The organism is Geminicoccus roseus DSM 18922 (assembly GCF_000427665.1).
GTDB classification, from domain to species: domain Bacteria; phylum Pseudomonadota; class Alphaproteobacteria; order Geminicoccales; family Geminicoccaceae; genus Geminicoccus; species Geminicoccus roseus.
Genome location: NZ_KE386572.1, coordinates 1,927,813 through 1,944,761, shown reverse-complemented (window position 1 = coordinate 1,944,761; position 16,949 = coordinate 1,927,813). Strand labels below are relative to the sequence as shown.

At 66.7% G+C, this 16,949-nt stretch carries 15 protein-coding genes; 11 read left to right on the top strand and 4 right to left on the bottom strand.

What is annotated here, in order from left to right; genetic code table 11:
- Nucleotides 1–9: 9 nt before the first annotated feature.
- Nucleotides 10–1,521: a sugar ABC transporter ATP-binding protein gene (locus GEMRO_RS0110240; RefSeq protein WP_027133905.1), complete on the top strand. Its 1,512-nt coding sequence runs from the start codon at nt 10–12 to the stop codon at nt 1,519–1,521.
- A 25-nt stretch (nt 1,522–1,546) separates the two neighbouring features.
- On the top strand, nt 1,547–2,311 hold the full coding sequence (locus tag GEMRO_RS0110235; RefSeq protein ID WP_027133904.1) for an SDR family oxidoreductase: 765 nt from the start codon (nt 1,547–1,549) through the stop codon (nt 2,309–2,311).
- A 10-nt stretch (nt 2,312–2,321) separates the two neighbouring features.
- On the opposite strand, the gene GEMRO_RS0110230 is transcribed toward GEMRO_RS0110235, so the two are convergent.
- The 3 genes from GEMRO_RS0110230 to GEMRO_RS0110220 all read right to left on the bottom strand — a co-directional run bounded on the left by GEMRO_RS0110230 (nt 2,322) and on the right by GEMRO_RS0110220 (nt 5,841).
- Nucleotides 2,322–3,314 carry an ABC transporter permease gene (locus GEMRO_RS0110230; protein ID WP_084506796.1) on the bottom strand — a complete coding sequence of 331 codons (993 nt, stop codon included), beginning with the start codon at nt 3,312–3,314 and terminating at the stop codon, nt 2,322–2,324.
- 10 nt (nt 3,315–3,324) lie between these two features.
- Nucleotides 3,325–4,812, bottom strand: coding sequence for a sugar ABC transporter ATP-binding protein (locus tag GEMRO_RS0110225; RefSeq protein WP_027133902.1), 1,488 nt, complete (start codon nt 4,810–4,812; stop codon nt 3,325–3,327).
- Between the two features lie 72 nt (nt 4,813–4,884).
- The gene (locus GEMRO_RS0110220; protein WP_027133901.1) at nt 4,885–5,841 is read right to left on the bottom strand and encodes a substrate-binding domain-containing protein; all 957 of its coding nucleotides are present in this window, start codon (nt 5,839–5,841) and stop codon (nt 4,885–4,887) included.
- Nucleotides 5,842–6,144: 303 nt separating this feature from the next.
- Between GEMRO_RS0110220 and GEMRO_RS0110215 the strand changes: the two genes are divergently transcribed.
- On the top strand, nt 6,145–7,125 hold the full coding sequence (locus tag GEMRO_RS0110215) for a type II asparaginase (protein ID WP_027133900.1): 981 nt from the start codon (nt 6,145–6,147) through the stop codon (nt 7,123–7,125).
- Nucleotides 7,126–7,265: 140 nt separating this feature from the next.
- Nucleotides 7,266–7,919, top strand: a complete 654-nt coding sequence (locus tag GEMRO_RS33420; protein WP_084506795.1) for an NYN domain-containing protein — start codon at nt 7,266–7,268, stop codon at nt 7,917–7,919.
- 370 nt (nt 7,920–8,289) lie between these two features.
- Here GEMRO_RS33420 and GEMRO_RS0110205 read toward each other — a convergent pair whose 3' ends face one another.
- Nucleotides 8,290–8,724 carry a GNAT family N-acetyltransferase gene (locus GEMRO_RS0110205; protein WP_027133899.1) on the bottom strand — a complete coding sequence of 145 codons (435 nt, stop codon included), beginning with the start codon at nt 8,722–8,724 and terminating at the stop codon, nt 8,290–8,292.
- Nucleotides 8,725–8,824: 100 nt separating this feature from the next.
- Between GEMRO_RS0110205 and GEMRO_RS0110200 the strand changes: the two genes are divergently transcribed.
- The 7 genes from GEMRO_RS0110200 (at nt 8,825) to GEMRO_RS32580 (ending at nt 16,663) form a co-directional block, all read left to right on the top strand.
- Nucleotides 8,825–10,027, top strand: coding sequence for a pyridoxal phosphate-dependent aminotransferase (locus tag GEMRO_RS0110200; protein WP_051329582.1), 1,203 nt, complete (start codon nt 8,825–8,827; stop codon nt 10,025–10,027).
- A 108-nt stretch (nt 10,028–10,135) separates the two neighbouring features.
- Complete coding sequence (locus GEMRO_RS28905; RefSeq protein WP_035485096.1) at nt 10,136–10,876, top strand: ATP-binding cassette domain-containing protein; 741 nt, start codon at nt 10,136–10,138, stop codon at nt 10,874–10,876.
- 13 nt (nt 10,877–10,889) lie between these two features.
- The gene (locus GEMRO_RS0110190; protein ID WP_051328919.1) at nt 10,890–11,918 is read left to right on the top strand and encodes an ABC transporter permease; all 1,029 of its coding nucleotides are present in this window, start codon (nt 10,890–10,892) and stop codon (nt 11,916–11,918) included.
- A gap of 62 nt (nt 11,919–11,980) precedes the next feature.
- Nucleotides 11,981–12,994 carry a sugar-binding protein gene (locus GEMRO_RS0110185; protein WP_027133896.1) on the top strand — a complete coding sequence of 338 codons (1,014 nt, stop codon included), beginning with the start codon at nt 11,981–11,983 and terminating at the stop codon, nt 12,992–12,994.
- Nucleotides 12,995–13,085: 91 nt separating this feature from the next.
- Nucleotides 13,086–13,964: an aldose 1-epimerase gene (locus GEMRO_RS28900; RefSeq protein WP_084506793.1), complete on the top strand. Its 879-nt coding sequence runs from the start codon at nt 13,086–13,088 to the stop codon at nt 13,962–13,964.
- 83 nt (nt 13,965–14,047) lie between these two features.
- The gene (gene mscL / locus GEMRO_RS0110175; protein ID WP_027133895.1) at nt 14,048–14,488 is read left to right on the top strand and encodes a large conductance mechanosensitive channel protein MscL; all 441 of its coding nucleotides are present in this window, start codon (nt 14,048–14,050) and stop codon (nt 14,486–14,488) included.
- Nucleotides 14,489–14,758: 270 nt separating this feature from the next.
- Nucleotides 14,759–16,663 (top strand): calcium-binding protein, encoded by a 1,905-nt coding sequence (locus tag GEMRO_RS32580; protein WP_084506792.1) that lies wholly within the window; start codon nt 14,759–14,761, stop codon nt 16,661–16,663.
- The last annotated feature ends 286 nt before the right edge of the window (nt 16,664–16,949 follow it).

The window sequence follows — 16,949 nt, the reverse complement described above, 5'->3', positions numbered from 1 at the left end:
GCAACGGTGATGACGACAGCCGCAACGACCACCGGCGATGGCAGGACCGACGGCCTCGTGCTGCGCGGGATCGGCAAATCGTTTGTCGGCATCACCGTCCTCCAGGACGTCGACCTGGAGGTGCGCCCAGGCGAGGTCGTCGCGGTGCTGGGGGAGAACGGGGCCGGCAAGTCGACCCTGTCCTCGATCATCGCCGGGATCATCCCGCCCAGCACCGGCACGATGACCTGGAACGGGCGCCCCTACGCGCCCGGCCAGCCCAAGGACGCGCTGCATGCCGGGATCGGCCTGATCCACCAGGAGATGCGGCTCCTGCCGCAGCTCTCCATCGCCGAGAACGTGTTCGTCGGCCATCTCCTGACCCGCAACGGCCGGATCGACCGCGCCGAGATGAACCGGCGCACCCAGGAGCAGATCGAGCGGCTGGGCCTGCATGTGCCGGCCACCCGCAAGGTCGGCACGCTGCGGGTGGCAGCGCAGCAGCAGGTCGAGATCGCCAAGGCGCTGACCTGGAACTCGCGCCTGATGATCCTGGACGAGCCGACCGCGGCGCTGGGCGGCGAGGAGACCGAGCGGCTGTTCGAGCAGGTCCGCAAGCTCAAGGCCGACGGCGTCTCCTTCATCTATATCAGCCACCGCCTGGACGAGATCGCCCAGATCGCCGACCGGATCGTGGTGCTGCGCGATGGCCAGCTGGTGGCCCAGCACCCGACCGCCCGGGTCCCGGTCCCGACCCTGGTCGAGAACATGGTCGGCCGCAGCGTGGACCGGATGTTCCCCGAGCACCGGCCCGCCCAGGAGCGGGTGGCGCTGGAGGTCGAGAACCTGACCTCCGCCGACGGCAGCTTCGAGGATGTCAGCTTCAAGGTCCATGCCGGCGAGATCGTCGGCATCGCCGGGATCGTCGGCGCTGGCCGCACCGAGCTGGTCCGCGCGATCGCCGGGGCCGACCCGCTGCAGTCCGGGACGATCCGGCTGGAAGGCCGCGTTTTGAACATCCGCAACCCGCGCGACGCGATCGATGCCGGCATCGTGCTGGTTCCCGAGGACCGCAAGGGCCAGGGCTTGGTCCTGGAAAGCTCGATCGCCGAGAACATGGCGATCGGCAACCTGGACCTGGTGGCCGCCGACGGCTGGGTGCTGCCGGGCAAGATCCGGCGCTTTGCCGTGGACCTGATCGCGCGCATGGGGGTCAAGGGCGCCCCGGCCCAGGACGCCCGGCACCTCTCCGGCGGCAACCAGCAGAAGGTGGTGATCGCCAAGTGGCTGGCCCGCTCGCCCAAGGTCTTCATCCTGGACGAGCCGACCCGCGGCATCGATGTCGGCGCCCGGGCGATGATCTACGACGTGATCGTGGAGCTGGCCCGGGCCGGCATGGCGGTGGTGGTGGTGAGCTCCGACCTGGACGAGGTCCTGGGCCTGTCCCACCGGGTCATGGTCCTGGCGCGCGGCCGCGCCCAGGGCATGCTGGGCCAGGGACAGGCCAGCCGCCATTCGATCATGGAACTGGCGACCGCGTGACGAGCCGAACGAGGAACCGATGAGCATCGATCTATTCAGGCTGGACGGCGACATCGCCCTGGTCACCGGGGCCGGCTCCGGCATCGGCCAGCGGATCGCGGTGGGCCTGGCCGAGGCCGGCGCCGACGTGGCCTGCTTCGACCTGCCGGGCAGCGCCGGGCTGGACGACACCCGGGCGCGGATCGAGGCGGCCGGGCGGCGCGCCGTCGTGCTGCGCGGCTCGGTCACGGAGGCCGCCGAGGTCGAGGCGGCGGTGGACGCCGCCGAGCGCCAGCTGGGCGGGCTCACCGTCGCGGTCAACGCCGCCGGCATCGCCAACGCCTTCCCGGCCGAGGACATGCCGCTCGACCAGTGGCAGCGGATGCTCGACATCAACCTGACCGGGGTGTTCCTGTCCTGCCAGGCCGAGGCCCGGCGGATGCTGGCCCGCCGGCGCGGCTCGATCGTGAACATCGCCTCGATGTCGGGCTCGATCGTGAACCGCGGCCTGCAGCAGATCCACTACAACACCTCCAAGGCCGGGGTGATCCACCTCACCCGCAGCCTCGCGATGGAATGGTGCGACCGCGGCATCCGGGTGAACGCGATCAGCCCGGGCTACACCGCCACGCCGATGAACACCCGGCCCGAGATGGCGACCCAGACCGCCGTGTTCGAGGCCGAGACGCCGATGGGCCGGATGGCCAGCGTCGACGAGATGGCCGGGCCGGCGATCTTCCTGGCCAGCCGGGCCTCGTCCTTCTGCACCGGCCAGGACTTGGTCATCGACGGCGGCTTCACCTGCTGGTGAGGCCCTCTTCTCACCTCCGCCGCAGAAGGTCGGCCAGGATCGCGATCAGGACCACCAGGCCCACGATCACCCGCTCCCAGTAGCCGGACACGTTCAGGAGCACGATGCTGTTGGCCAGCACCGCCATCAGCAGCGCGCCCAGGATCGTGCCGACGATGCTGCCCTGCCCGCCGCGCAGGCTGGTGCCGCCCAGGATCGCCGCGGTGATGGCGCCCATCAGCCAGCCCTCGCCCACCGAGGGCTGGCCGGCGTCCATCCGGCTGGCATAGAGCATCCCGGCCAGCGCCGCGAACATCCCGGCCAGCCCGAACACCAGGAACTCCACGCGCCAGACCCGGATGCCGACCAGGGTCGCCGCCTCGCGGTTGCCGCCGACCGCGTAGATGTTGCGCCCGAACCGGGTCTTGGCCAGGACGTAGGTGAGGATGGCGCCGGCCACCAGGAAGATCACCACCGGCACCGGCACGCCCAGGATGCTGCCCTGGCCGAACACCCGGAAGTCCGGGTCCAGCGGCCGGATCGGCGCGCCCTTGGTGATCACCAGGGTCAGCCCGGCGAACACCTCCCAGGAGGCGAGGGTGACGATGAACGGGTTCAGCCGCAGCCGGGCGACGAAGAACCCGTTGATGAAGCCCAGGCACATCCCGAACAGCAGCGTGATCGGCAGGGCCAGGTAGGGATGCACCCCCAGCGCCGTCATCAGCAGCGCGCCCACGATCGCCGACAGGCCGGCGGCGGCGCCCACCGACAGGTCGATCCCGCCCATCAGCAGGACCAGGGTCTGGCCGAGCGCCACCAGGCCCACGAACGACGCCTGCCGGGCGACCACGCTCAGGTTGTACTGGGACAGGAAGCTCGGCGTGGTCAGGCCGAGCACCACCACCAGCACGATCAGCGCCACCAGGATGCCGCTGGCCTCCCAGCGGCGGAAGCGGTTGAGCTGGTGCACCCAGCCCGGACGCGCTTCCGGTCCCGGCAGCGGCCTCGTCATCTCGTTCTTCATGTCGCCTGCCTCAACTCATCGCCAGGGCGAGCAGGGATTCCTGCGTCGCCGCGCTCGCCGGCTCGATGCCCTTGGCCTGGCCCTCGTGCATCACCAGGATCCGGTCGGCGACGTCCAGCACCTCCTGCAGCTCCGAGGAGATGTAGAGGATCGACAGCCCCTTGCCCGACAGGTCGCGCAGGAAAGCCTGGATCTCGAATTTCGCCTTCACGTCGATCCCGCGGGTGGGCTCGTCCAGGATCAGGATCCGGCTGTTCTTCATCAGCCAGCGGGCCAGGATCACCTTCTGCTGGTTGCCGCCGCTCAGCGTGGTGATGGCGTCCTCGGGCCGGCCGATCTTGATGCCGACGTTGCGGACATAGGTTTCCACCTCCTGCACCATCTCGTTGAAGCGCAGGCCGAGCACGCGGCGGAAGCGGTCCATCGCCGGCATCGCCATGTTCTCGGTGATGCTGAGCAGCGGGAAGATGCCCTCCTGCTTGCGCTCCTCGGGCAGGTAGACCAGGCCCTTGGCGATCGCGTCGGCCGGATGGCCGGCCCGGAACGGCTGGCCGAACAGCCGGATGCTGCCGGCGCTGGCATGGGTGACGCCGAAGATGCACTTGCCGAGCTCGGTGCGCCCGGAGCCGACCAGCCCGGCCACCCCCAGGATCTCGCCCTGGTGCAGGTCGAAGCCGATGTCGCGGAACTCGCCCTGCCTGGTCAGCCCGCGCACTTCCAGCACGACCTCGCGGTCGCCGAGTTCCCGGCCGGCGCCATGGCCGATCTGCACCGGCCGGCCGGCCATGTGCTGCACCATCTCGTCCTTGCTGGTCCGACGAGGCTCCAACTCGGTGATGAAGCGGCCGTCGCGCAGCACCGAGATCCGGTCCGACAGCTCCAGGATCTCGTCCAGCCGGTGCGAGATGTAGAAGATCGCCCCGCCCTTGGCCCGGAAGGTGCGGATGAAGCGGAACAGGCGCTGCGCCTCCTTGTCGGTCAGCGCGGCGGTCGGCTCGTCGAAGATCAGGATCCTGGCCGAGGTCGCCACCGCCCGGGCGATCTGGACCAGCTGCTGCTGCGCCTTGCTCAGGTGGTCCACGGTCTGGCCGGGGTCGATGGTCTCGTCGAGCTGGGCCAGGCAGGCCGCCGCCTCCGCGCGGGTCCGCGTCCAGTCGATCGTGCCGAGCCGCCCGGTGCGCTGCGCGCCCAGCAGGATGTTCTCTGCCACGGTCAGCGCCGGGACCAGGTTGATCTCCTGCGGCGCGATCGCGATCCCGGCCAGCTGCGCGTCGAGCGGCGTGTGGAACAGCACCGGCCGGCCGTCGAGGAACAGCTCGCCCTCGCTCGGCTGCAGCTTGCCGCAGAAGATGTTCATCAGCGTGCTCTTGCCGGCGCCGTTCTCGCCGATCACGGCGTGGACCTCGCCCGCGGCGATGCCGATCGAGACCTGGTCGAGCGCCACCACCGCGTCGAAGCGGCGCGACACGCTCCGCGCCTCGAAGATTGCCTGGTTCATGCCTGCCGTCGCCCGGGCGGGAAGGCGGCCCTTCCCGCCGCCTTCCCGCGTCGTGGATCGAAGAAGCCCCCGTTACTCGGCGAGCAGTTCCTTGGTCAGGATCTGCGATCCGGTGGCATGCTCGTGGGGCACGGTGTGGTTCTGGTTCTTGGCGACCAGGTACTTCACCGCCCAGTAGCCGATCTCCCACTGCCGCTGCGCCTTCACCCCGGCGATCACGCCATCCTGGATGAACTGCAGGGTCTCGGGCAGGTCGTCCATGCCGACAATGACCACCTCGCCGGACTTGCCGGCATTGGCCACGGCGCGGGCGGCGCCGATCGGGTTGGAAGCGTTGGCGCCGAAGATGCCGTCAAGGTCCGGGTTCGCCTGCAGCGCGTTCTCGGTGAGCGCCACCGCCTTCTCCAGGCTGTCCTCGTCCGGCTGCTCGAACACCACCTCGATGTCGGGATGGTTGGCCATGGCCTCCTTGAAGCCGCGCACCCGCTCGGCATGGTTGCGGGCGGTCAGGCTGCCGGACAGGATCCCGACCTTGCCCTCGTTGCCGATCTGCTCGGCCAGGAACTCGGCCAGGTCGTAGCCGTCCTGGAAGTCGCCCTTGTGGCCGATGAAGTCGAACGCGTCGTCGCAGAAGGTGTCGAAGGTGATGAGGTTGACGCCCACCCCCATTGCCTCGTTCAGCAGCTGCACGTTGCTGGCCGGGTCGAGGCAGGACACCGCCAGGCCGTCGGGATGGCGGCCGATATTGGTCTCGATCCGGCGGTTGTGGTCGGAGACGTCGGCCTGGGGCGGCGAATCCCAGATCACCTCGACCTCGATGTCCTGCTGCTTCAACTCGGCCACCGCCTGGTCGGCGCCGGCCTTGACCACGTCGTACCAGGGATGGACCACCTTGGGCACGAACACGAAGGTCAGCGGCTTGTCGATCGGCTCGATCAGGTCGCCCTGGTCGAACGCCATCGCCTGGCCGCCCGAGAACGCCAGCATGCAGGTCAGGATCCCGGTCGTCGCCGCTTGAGCCAGCCTCATCTGTTCCTCCCTTTATTAGATACGATAAAATGCGGTGGCGGGAGACTTATCAACGCTTTGCCGCCCCGTCGACCGGGCTCGCGCAGTGGTGACATGAAAATCCTGCGGCCCGTGACGGGGGGTCGGCGCCCCCCTTCCAGCCGGACGCGGAAAGCTGGATAAGCTCCCCTCGACGGGCGGGGCCGATCCCCGCTTTTCCCGTTCCGCATTCGGCCGGCGCGCTGCGTCCCGCCCGGCTCCCCAGGAGGCCCCAGCACCTTGCCGTCCCCGCCGCCGCATCCAGCTCCGCCCGTCCCGCCCGCCTTGCCCCGCATCCATGTGGTGGCGACCGGCGGCACCATCGCCGGCGCCCAGGCGGTCCCGGGCGGCCACGGCTATGCCGCCGGCGCCTTCACCGTCGACGCCCTGCTCGCCGCGGTGCCGGACCTGGCCGGGATCGCGCACGTGAGTGCCGAGCAGCTGGTCAACATCGGCAGCCAGGACATGAACGACCGGGTCTGGCTGACCCTGGCCCGCCGCCTGGAGCAGCTCGCGGCCAGCGACGATGTCGACGGCATCGTGGTCACCCACGGCACCGACACCATGGAGGAGACCGCTTGGTTCGCCCACCTGACGGTGCGGACGACAAAGCCCCTGGTGTTCGTGGGCTCGATGCGCCCGGCCACCGCCCTTGGCGCCGACGGTCCCGCCAACCTGCGCGACGCCGTGGCCCTGGCCGCTGATCCGGCCGCCTCCGGCCGCGGCGTGCTGGTGGTCCTGAACGACACGATCCACGGCGCCCGCGACGCCTACAAGCTCCATGCCAGCCGGGTCGACGCGTTCCGCTCGCCCGAGCGCGGCCCGCTCGGCCGGTTCGAGGGCGGCCGTCCCTGCTTCACCCTGCCGCCGCTGGCCGCCGGCCAGGGCAGTTTCCCCCTGGGCGACGCCCAGGCCCTCCCCCTCGTCTTCATCCTCTACGCCCATGCCAGCATGGGCCGCGAGCTGATCGACGCCGCGCTGGCGGCCGGCGCCGCCGGCCTGGTGATCGCCGGGGTCGGCAACGGCAACATGACCGACCCGGCCCTGGACGCCCTGCAGGAAGCCGCCGCCCGAGGCGTCGCCGTGGTCCGCAGCACCCGCCTGCCCGAGGGCGCGGTGCTCCGCAACGGCGAGGTCGACGACGACGCCCGCGGCTTCATCGCCGCCCGAGAATTCAAACCCGGCAAGGCCCGGGTGCTGCTGCAGCTGGCGCTTTTGTCTAGCCGAGATCCCAAGGCGCTTCAGGAGGTGTTCGACCAAGCCTGAGGGTATCTTTAAGAAAAAATTCCTCTTGCACGCACACTGTGCGTAGCCATATTAGCACCAGACCCACCCACGGCTTGCCGTGGGCTCAGCGGCCGCCCAGCGAAAGCCGGGCGGCCGTTTGCATTTTGGCTGGGGTACGAATGAAGACGATCGTCTATATAGACGGCTTTAACCTGTATTATCGCGCCCTAAGGGGCACAGCCCACAAATGGCTCAATCTATTAGAATTGGCGCGGGCGTCGTTGCCCGCGAACCATCAGGTAACGCGCGTTAACCTCTACACAGCACGCGTGTCAGCCAACATTGATCCTGGAGCACCCGGCAGACAGGCAACCTACCTGAAAGCGCTAAAAAATGTCCCTGAAATCTTCATTCATTATGGGCGATTTCTGGCTCATCCACATATTGCCAAACTTACGACCCCTCCCAAGTTCCAACCGGCTTACACGCCCTCCTCACGTGTTAATCTGAAGTTTGCTGAGGTCTGGAAGAACGAGGAAAAGGGCTCGGACGTTGCGCTCGGCGCTCATCTGGTCCGCGATGCCTTTACCGGCCAATTTGATGCCGCCGCCATCATCACCAACGACACAGACCTCACGGAACCGATGCGCATCGTCGCCCAAGAGGCCGGCAAGCCCATCATCCTCCTGACTCCTTCTCCCAAGCCCGCTGCGTCCTTGACCCAACTAGCTCACAGCACCCGCCACATCGCCCCGTACCTTGGTGCTTGCCAATTTCCGAACCCAATCATCCTGCCTGATGGCTCGAAAGTCCATAAACCGGCTGGATGGTGACCAGAGGCCGCCATCGTCAGATTGCAGACACAACCTACAAGGTCAGTACAAAGGCGATACTAGAGAAAGAGCACAGTATCGCAATGCGACAGCGCAGTTTTACCGTTATCAATTAGAATACCCTTCCCCGAACCGTCGACGTAACACGATCGACGCGCACGAGAACTCGAAAAACGATATCTAGCCGGCCTCCCACTTTTCGATATCAAGCAGTTTGAGATCGCTCACCGTTGCCTCTGCGGCGGCTCGTCATCCTGTTTGTGGCAGCGGCCATGGCTCACCATCGCGCTCCGCCCGAAGATGGCGACCTTGACGAATGCATGGCGTCATCGGCCAGCTTGGCCGCCAACTAACGACCGCCCCAGCCCCCTCACCGCGCATACACGATGAACGACGTCCGCTGCCCGACCGTGTCATAAAGCGAGCGGGCCGGCGCGTTGTATTCCTGCGTCTGCCAGTACACCCGGTCCGCCCCGCGCTCGTCAGCCAGCGCGTAGGCTTGCGCGAACAGCGCCCGCGCCACCTCGCCGCCCCGGGCCGCCGGGTCGACGAACAGATCCTCGATGTAGCAGTAGCCGCGCTTCGACCAGGTGGAGGGGTGGAACACCAGGTGGATCAGCCCGACCGGCCGGTCGTCCCCGTCCACCGCCACCAGCCCCACGAGCTCGTCGCTCTGGCACAGCCGCTCGAAGCTCGCCTGACGCACCTCGCCCGGCACGTCTGCCCGGTAAAAGCGGCAATAGCCGGCGAACAGCTCGCCCCAGGCGGAGCGGTCGCGGGATTCAAGGCGGCGGACGGTGGTCATGGCGGCTCCGGTGTCCGGGTGTGCGGCGGCGCTTGTGGCCGCCCGGGCGGGCCTGCATCCTCGCCCACTGCCATCCAGGCCGCCAGGGGAGTTGTACAGCTTGAACGGACCCAAACTCGCCAACTGGACCGCCGGCCTGCGCGGCCCCGCCACCGATGCCTGGCAGATCCATTACGACGCGGTGGCCCGCGCCCGCGCCGGCGAGGACGTGATCATCCTCTCGGTGGGCGACCCGGACTTCGACACGCCGGTGCGGATCCGCCAGGCCGCCAAGGACGCGCTGGACGCCGGCCGCACCCATTACGCCGACGTGGCCGGCAAGCCGGCGCTGCGGAAGGCGATCGTGGCCGCGCACGAGCGCACCACCGGGGCCCGCATCGGGCTGGACCAGGTGGTGGTGCTGGCCGGCGCGCAATGCGCCCTGTTTGCGGCCTGCCAGTGCCTGCTCGACCCGGGCGACGAGGTGCTGGTGCCGGCCCCTTCCTACGTGACCTACCCCGCCACCATCGCCGCGGCCGCAGCCGTGATGGTGGGCGTGCCGCTGCTGGCGGAGACCGGCTTCCGCCCGGACCTGGCGGCGATCGAGGCCGCGATCGGGCCCCGCACCCGGGCGATCCTGATCAACACCCCGAACAACCCGACCGGCGCCGTGTTCACGCGGGGCGAGATCGAGGGCTTGTGCGACCTGGCGCTGCGCCACGGGCTCTGGCTGATTTCCGACGAGGTCTATGCCGAGCTGGTGTTCGAGGGCCGCCATGTCAGCCCGGCCGGCATTCCCGGCATGGAGGAGCATGCGGTGGTGGTCAGCTCCCTGTCCAAGTCGCACGCGATGACCGGCTGGCGGGTCGGCTGGGTGGCCGGGCCGAAGCGGGTGGTGGCGATGGTCCACGACCTGGCGCTGGCGATGCTCTACGGCCTGCCGGACTTCGTCCAGGACGCCGCCGCCGTGGCGCTGGCCGGGGAGCATCCCGAGCTCGACGAGCACCGGCAGGCCTATCGCCGCCGCCGCGACCTGTTCTGCGACGCGCTGGACGGCGTGCCTGGACTGGTGGTGCGCCGGCCGGCAGGCGGCATGTTCGCCATGGTCGACGTGCGCCCGACCGGCCTTTCCGCCGACCGGTTCGCCGCCATGCTCCTGGCCGAGCAGGGCGTCTCGGTGCTTTCCGGCGACGCGTTCGGCGGCCCGGCGGCAGGCCATGTCCGGGTCAGCCTGACCGTGCCGGAGGGCCAGCTGATCCAGGCGGCGGCGCGGATCGGCCGGTTCGCCCGCGCCCAGGCCACCGCCGGGACCGGTGAAACGTAACAGCGCAACAGATCGGATTAATCTGACTTTACGACCCAAGGTCCCCGTGTATGGTCTGGTGGTAAGAACGGCCCGCCCGACCGGGCCGCGCAGGGAGGCAAGGACGGCATGGCGCTGCTTGAGCTGCGCGACATCAGCAAGCATTTCGGGGCGATCGAAGCTCTTCGGGGTGTCGACTTCAACCTCGACCCGGGCGAGGTCGTGGGCCTGATGGGCGACAACGGCGCCGGCAAGTCGACCCTGGTCAAATGCATTGCCGGCAACTTCCGGCCCAGCACCGGCGAGATCCGGCTGGAGGGCAAGGTCCAGCATTTCCACCGGCCGGCGGACGCCCGCGACCGCGGCATCGAGGTGGTCTACCAGGACCTGGCGCTGTGCAACAACATGACCGCCGCCGAGAACGTCTTTCTCGGCCGCGAGCCGAAGAAATCGTTCGGCCCGTTCAAGTTCCTCGACTACGCGACCATGTACCAGCGCGCCGGCGAGATCTTCAACGAGCTGAAGTCGGAAACCCGGCCGCGCGACCTGGTCAAGCAGATGTCCGGCGGCCAGCGCCAGGCGGTGGCGATCGCCCGGACCCGGCTGAAGGACGCCAAGGTCGTGCTGATGGACGAGCCGACCGCAGCGATCTCGGTGCGCCAGGTCAAGGAGGTGCTCGATCTGATCCTGCGCCTGCGCGACAAGGGCATGGCGGTGGTGCTGATCAGCCACCGCATGCCCGACGTGTTCACCGTGTGCTCCCGCGTGGTCGTGATGCGCCGCGGCACCAAGGTCGCCGACAAGAAGATCGCCGACAGTTCGCCTGAGGAGGTCACCGGCCTCATCACCGGCGCGATCCGTGTAGCCTGAGGCGAGGCCAACTATGACCGACAGCACCCAGCAGCCCGTCGCCGCCCAGGACTTCGCGCGGATCGACGAGGTGACCGCCCTGCGCGAGCGCACCCTCCTGCAGAAGATCGTCGCCAGCCAGCCCTTCTGGGTCACCATCGTGCTGGTGGTGATCTGCTTCGTGATGAACTGGATCGAGCCGACCTTCCTGACCGCGGACAACCTGTTCAACATCACCCGCAACTTCGCCTTCATCGGCATCATGGCGCTGGGCATGACCGCGGTGATCCTGACCGGCGGGATCGACCTGTCGGTAGGGTCGATCATGGGCGTGGTCGGGGTGGTGTGCGGGCTGATCCTGCAGGCCGAGCAGCACTGGCTGCTGGCGATCGTGGCCGGGCTCGCCACCGGGGCGGCGATCGGTGCCGTCAACGGCGCGCTGATCTCCTATGTCCGCCTGCCGCCCTTCGTGGTGACGCTCGGCATGCTCTCGATCGGCCGCTCGCTGGCGGTGGTCCTGTCCGAGAACAAGATGATCTACGAGTTCGGCCCCTATGCCGAGCAGTTCTACTGGATCGGCGGCGGCGAGATCCTCGGCATCGCCAACCCGGTCTGGATGCTGATCCTCCTGACCATCGTGTTCGGGATCGTGTTCGCGCTCAGTTCCTGGGGCCGCTATCTCTACGCGATCGGCGGCAACGAGAACGCCGCGCGGCTGACCGGCGTTCCGGTCGACCGGATCAAGATGCAAGCCTACATCGTGTCCGGCCTGACCGCCGCGATCGCCTCGGTGATGATCGTGGGCTGGCAGGGCTCGGCCATCAACGCGCTGGGCACCGGCTACGAGTTGCGCGTGATCGCGTCGACCGTGATCGGCGGCGCCAACCTGATGGGCGGCGAGGGCAGCGCCTATGGCGCGTTCGTGGGCGCGGCGCTGATCGAGGTGATCCGCAACGCGCTGCTGATGGCCGGCGTGGACAGCAACTGGCAGGGCACCTTCGTGGGTGTCTTCATCGTTCTGGCGGTTCTGCTCGAGCGGATCCGCGGGAGGAAGTCGGACTGAGGGGCAGGTCCGCGCCGGGGCCGGCGGCCCCGGACCAAGCCTGATCAAGGGAGGTCGAGACCGTGAAGAAGATCGTACTGGCAGGCATCGCCGCGGCCGTGGTGGCCGGGTTCTCCAGCGTCGGCGCGCAGGCCCAGGAGGATACCTACGTGTTCGCCCTGGTGCCGAAGAACATGAACAACCCGTTCTTCGACCAGGCCCGCGACGGCTGCAAGAAGGCCGAGGCGGAGAGCAACGGCAAGTTCGAGTGCATGTATATCGGGCCGGGCGAGCATGGCGGCGGCGAGGAGCAGGTCCAGGTCGTCAACGACCTGATCGCCCGCAAGGTCGACGGCATCGCGGTGTCGCCGTCCAACGCCGCGGCGATGGGCCGGACCCTGCAGGCCGCCAAGGATGCCGGCATCCCCGTGCTGACCTGGGATTCCGACCTGCTCGAGAAGGACCTGGCGCTGCGCACCGCCTATATCGGCACCTACAACTACGACATCGGCACCAACATCGCGAAGATCGTCCAGGAGATTAAGCCGGACGGCGGGACGATCTGCATCCAGTCGGGCGGTGCTGCCGCCGCCAACCACAACGAGCGCATGCAGGGCATCCGCGACACCCTGTCCGGCACCAAGTCCGACAGCGCGCCCGGCGAGCGCCTGAACGACACCAACGGCTGGACCGAGGTGGACGGCTGCCCGCTCTACACCGACGACGACTTCCCCAAGGCGGTCCAGCAGATGGAGGACATCCTGGCGAAGTATCCGGACCTGGATGCGTTCACGCCGACCGGCGGCTTCCCGCAGTTCATCCCCAAGGCCTACGCCAACGTCGCGGAGAAGCATAAAGCACGCATCGAGAGCGGCGACCTGGCCCTGGTGGTGGCCGACACCCTGCCGGTGCAGATGGACCTGATGCGCCAGGGGCTCTCCGCCGGTCAGGTCGGCCAGCGGCCGTTCCAGATGGGCTACGAGACCATGAACGCGCTCCTGCAGATGGCCGAGGGCGGCGAGCCGCCGAAGGACCCGACCTACACGGGCCTGGACGTCTGCACGCCGGAGACGATCGACAGCTGCATCGCGCAGTGAGCAGCCCGATCGATTTCACGGCACGATCGTAGTATCGCGAGAACGCCGCCGGGATGCCGGCGGCGTTTTTGCTTCCTCAGCAGGGCTGGCCATGATCGAAGCTCCTCTCCTCACCTTGCGCCAGGGCGCCTTGGAACTGGTGGTCGACGTGGCCGGCGGAGGCTCGATCCGCAGCCTGCGCGACGACGGCTTCGACGTGCTGCGCGCCGGCACCGGCGACCTGCGTGATCCTGTCCAGCAGGCGTCCTTCCCGCTGGTGCCGTTCGCGGGACGGGTCAACCAGGGCCGATTCTCCTTCGAGGGCCGCGACTACCATCTCCCGATCAACTTCGCGCCGGAGCCGCACGCCATCCACGGCGACGGCTGGATGGCGCCCTGGACGGTCGCCCGGCAGACCGGGGACCAGGCCGAGCTGGTGTTCCACCACGAGCATCGCTGGGCGGTGTTCCGCTACCGGGCCTGGCAGCGCTTCGTCCTGGAGGACGGCCGGCTCACCGCCGAGATCGGCGTGCGCAACACCGGCAACTGGGCGATGCCGTTCGGCCTGGGCCACCATCCCTATGTCGACCGCCGCCCCGGCACGACCATCCAGGCGGATGTCGACGCGGTCTGGCTGACCGACCAGATGAAGATCTCGACCGAGCTTGTGCCGGTGCCGGACTGGGCGGATTTTCGCCAGGAACGCCCGGTCGACGACATGGTGCTCGACCATATCTTCGCCGGGCTGAAGGGCCCCGCCACGGTGCGCTGGCCGGACGAGGGCCGCGGCGTGCGCATCGCCGGCGACGAGGTGCTGAACCACCTGATCGTCTACATCCCGCCGGGCGAGGATTATTTCTGCGTCGAGCCGATCAGCCATGCCGGCAACGCGGTGAACATGCCGGAGCGCAGCGACACCGGCATCCGCGTCCTGCAGCCGGGCGAGGAATTCTTCGGAAAAATGCAGGTAGAACCCTTCAGCCTGCGTTGACCCTGGCCGGCACGATCATCATCCTGCGCCTCTGAAAGTCCAAGGCCGTCACGGCCGAGATCCTGGGGGACGCACCGATGTCGATGCTGCAGGAATTCAAGGAATTCGCGCTCAAGGGCAATGTCGTCGATCTGGCGGTCGGCATCATCATCGGTGCTGCGTTCACCACGATCGTGACCTCGCTGGTCGACGACATCCTGATGCCGCCGATCGGGGTGCTGATGGGCGGCATCGACTTCTCGGACAAGTACATCCAGCTCACCAACTGGGACCAGTCCTACCCCAGCCTCGCCGCGGCCCGCGACGCCGGCGCCGCGGTGATGGCCTATGGCAACTTCATCAACGCGGTGATCAAGTTCGTGATCGTGGCCTTCGCCCTGTTCATCGTGATCAAGCAGATGAACAACCTCAAGCGCATGACCGAGCGCAAAGTCGAGGAAGCCCCCAAGGCCCCCGAAGTCCCGGCCGACGTCGCCCTGCTCACCGAGATCCGCGACCTCTTGAAGAAGAACCCGGCCACCTGACCGGCCAGGCAGGACCAAGCCCTCCCGGGCGCGCCCCTGCGCCCGGGTCTTCTTCATCATCTTGTCCACAAAAACATCCGGCAAGGCAGACTGTCGCCAGTCTGGACAACTTCCCCTTTCCGTGTTTCGTAAAGATGCCGTGTTCATTTATTTGTAATGCTTTGATCGATAATTAAGAATATTTACCCTTCCGGTCCATCCGGAACCGAGAGCCCTCCGCTCGTCCTGCACGGCATGATGAGATCCCGGTGCAAGCAAGGGGGAAGATAAATGCTCGTCGAAGGTACTGGCTTAAGTGAGCAGCTGAATGGAACGGCAGACGACGACATTCTCAATGGAAAAGGCGGCAACGATCGCCTCTATGGCCGCGAAGGCAATGATTTGTATCTGTTTGGCTCCCTCAGCGGAGGGGATACAATTTATGACATCCAGGGGAATGACACGATCAGATTTGACCAGTCATTAGATCCGGATACATTCCGAATATCTCGTAGTTATTATGGAGACTCGCTTTATTTACATTATGGTCAAAATGATGAATACATAGATATTTCGTTTTTTTACTCAAATACTGAATACATGATTGAGACGGTCGAGTTTGCAGATGGTACATTCGTTGATTTGACCGGAGAACTGACCTTCACAGGAAATTCCGACAACAATGATCTAAAAGGTACCAGCGCAAATGACGTCCTAATCGGATCGACTGGTAATGACGATCTGGTCGGCCTGGAAGGCAACGACATATACCGCTTCAAGCTCGCCGACGGCAGAGACAGAATCACCGAAATATCCGGAAATGACCAGATTGTCTTTGACGAATCAGTTAAGAACGACACAGTGCGGCTTGCGCGCGCCTCAGATAGTAGCGATGATTTGATTATTTGGTACGGAAACGTTCAAGACTCAATCACAATCTCTAATCATTTTTCTAATTTGGAAGCGCGCGTCGAGCGAGTCCAGTTCGCCGATGGTGAATCAATCGACCTGACCGCGCCTCTCCTGTTCGAGGGAACTAATGAAGGGGAGCGCATCTATGGAAGCAACTTCGAGGATGCCCTGGAGGGAGGCGGCGGCAACGACACGCTGTATGGCCTGCGAGGCGACGACACCTACATCTTCGGCGTAGATTTCGGTGACGATTTTGTGGTCGACGAGGCAGGCAACGACGCGCTCCGCTTCACCGATCTTCGGTTCGGCGAATTGGCCTTCTCGATCAGTTCCAGGGACGCCAACGACCTCGTCATCACCACGCTCGACGGCCGCACTGTCACCCTCGACCAGCAGCTCTATCCCGGCGAGCAGAAGATCGAGGAGATCCAGGCCGGTACCAGCCGCGCCGTCTGGGACGAGGCCAAGCAGACCTTCGTCCGGCAACCCACCCCCGAAGAGACCGGCACCGAGGGCCCCGATCTGGCGCTGCGCACCGACCTGGACGACTACTATATCGGCCTGGGCGGCAACGACGTCATCTTCGGCAAGAACGGCGACGACGAGCTCGATGGCGGTGCCGGCGACGACTACATCGTCGGCGGGGCGGGCGCGGACTTCCTGAGCGGCGGCCTCGGCAAGGACAATCTGGACGGCGGCAACGGCGTCGATGCCATCCAGGGCGGCGACGGCGACGACATCGTCCGCGGCGGCAACGACGGCGACCAGCTGTTCGGCGAAGGCGGCAACGACATCATTTATGGCGGGGCCGGCGACGACACCATCCAGGGCGGCGACGGCAACGACAGCCGGCTGATCGGCGGGATCGGCAACGACATCATCGACGGCAATGGCGGCGACGATTCGATCGATGGCGGCTCCGGCGCCGACGTGCTGAACGGCGGGGCCGGCGACGACATCCTGGTCGGCGGTGCCGGCAACGACAATATCCGCGGCCTGGACGGCAACGACATCCTGACCGGCGGGTTCGGCGCCGACATCCTGGACGGGGGGCTCGGCCAGGACCGCTTCATTGGCGGCCAGGGCAACGACACGATCCAGGGCGGCTCCGGCAACGACACCGCCGTCTATAACGGCCCGTCCAGCCGCTACAGCTGGACCGAGACCAGCTTCGACACCTGGAAGATCACCGACAAGGTCGGCACCGGCGGGCTTGGCACCGACACGCTGACCAACATCGAGTTCCTGGAGTTCGCCAACGGGACGATCCGCCTCTCCTTCTGAGGCGGCCTTTCTCCCGGTCCTGCCGAGCCGCACCCGGTTCGGCAGCGACCGCTGCCAGCGCCCGATCCGGGCGACTGTTCCATCCGGGCCGTCCATAAGGGCGGCCCTTTTTCATGCCTGGACTTCTTGGTCGCCTTTCCACCGCCGCCGAATCGGAAAGTGGATCGACAAATGGCATCGGGTATGGCAAATATAGAGATACTGCCGTACGTTCGTAACTATTTCGATGTCTTGCGAAGTGATCTTCTGAATTTATTCGGCAATGACGCTCAAATCATGAAAACCG

Coding starts and splice junctions, on each gene's coding strand:
- GEMRO_RS33420 (WP_084506795.1), top strand. CDS start 7,266: ATGAAGACGATCGTCTATATAGACGGCTTTAACCTGTATTATCGCGCC.
- GEMRO_RS28905 (WP_035485096.1), top strand. CDS start 10,136: ATGGCGCTGCTTGAGCTGCGCGACATCAGCAAGCATTTCGGGGCGATC.
- mscL (WP_027133895.1), top strand. CDS start 14,048: ATGCTGCAGGAATTCAAGGAATTCGCGCTCAAGGGCAATGTCGTCGAT.
- GEMRO_RS32580 (WP_084506792.1), top strand. CDS start 14,759: ATGCTCGTCGAAGGTACTGGCTTAAGTGAGCAGCTGAATGGAACGGCA.
- GEMRO_RS0110225 (WP_027133902.1), bottom strand. CDS start 4,812: ATGAACCAGGCAATCTTCGAGGCGCGGAGCGTGTCGCGCCGCTTCGAC.
- GEMRO_RS0110220 (WP_027133901.1), bottom strand. CDS start 5,841: ATGAGGCTGGCTCAAGCGGCGACGACCGGGATCCTGACCTGCATGCTG.
- GEMRO_RS0110240 (WP_027133905.1), top strand. CDS start 10: ATGACGACAGCCGCAACGACCACCGGCGATGGCAGGACCGACGGCCTC.
- GEMRO_RS28900 (WP_084506793.1), top strand. CDS start 13,086: ATGATCGAAGCTCCTCTCCTCACCTTGCGCCAGGGCGCCTTGGAACTG.
- GEMRO_RS0110190 (WP_051328919.1), top strand. CDS start 10,890: ATGACCGACAGCACCCAGCAGCCCGTCGCCGCCCAGGACTTCGCGCGG.
- GEMRO_RS0110230 (WP_084506796.1), bottom strand. CDS start 3,314: ATGAAGAACGAGATGACGAGGCCGCTGCCGGGACCGGAAGCGCGTCCG.
- GEMRO_RS0110205 (WP_027133899.1), bottom strand. CDS start 8,724: ATGACCACCGTCCGCCGCCTTGAATCCCGCGACCGCTCCGCCTGGGGC.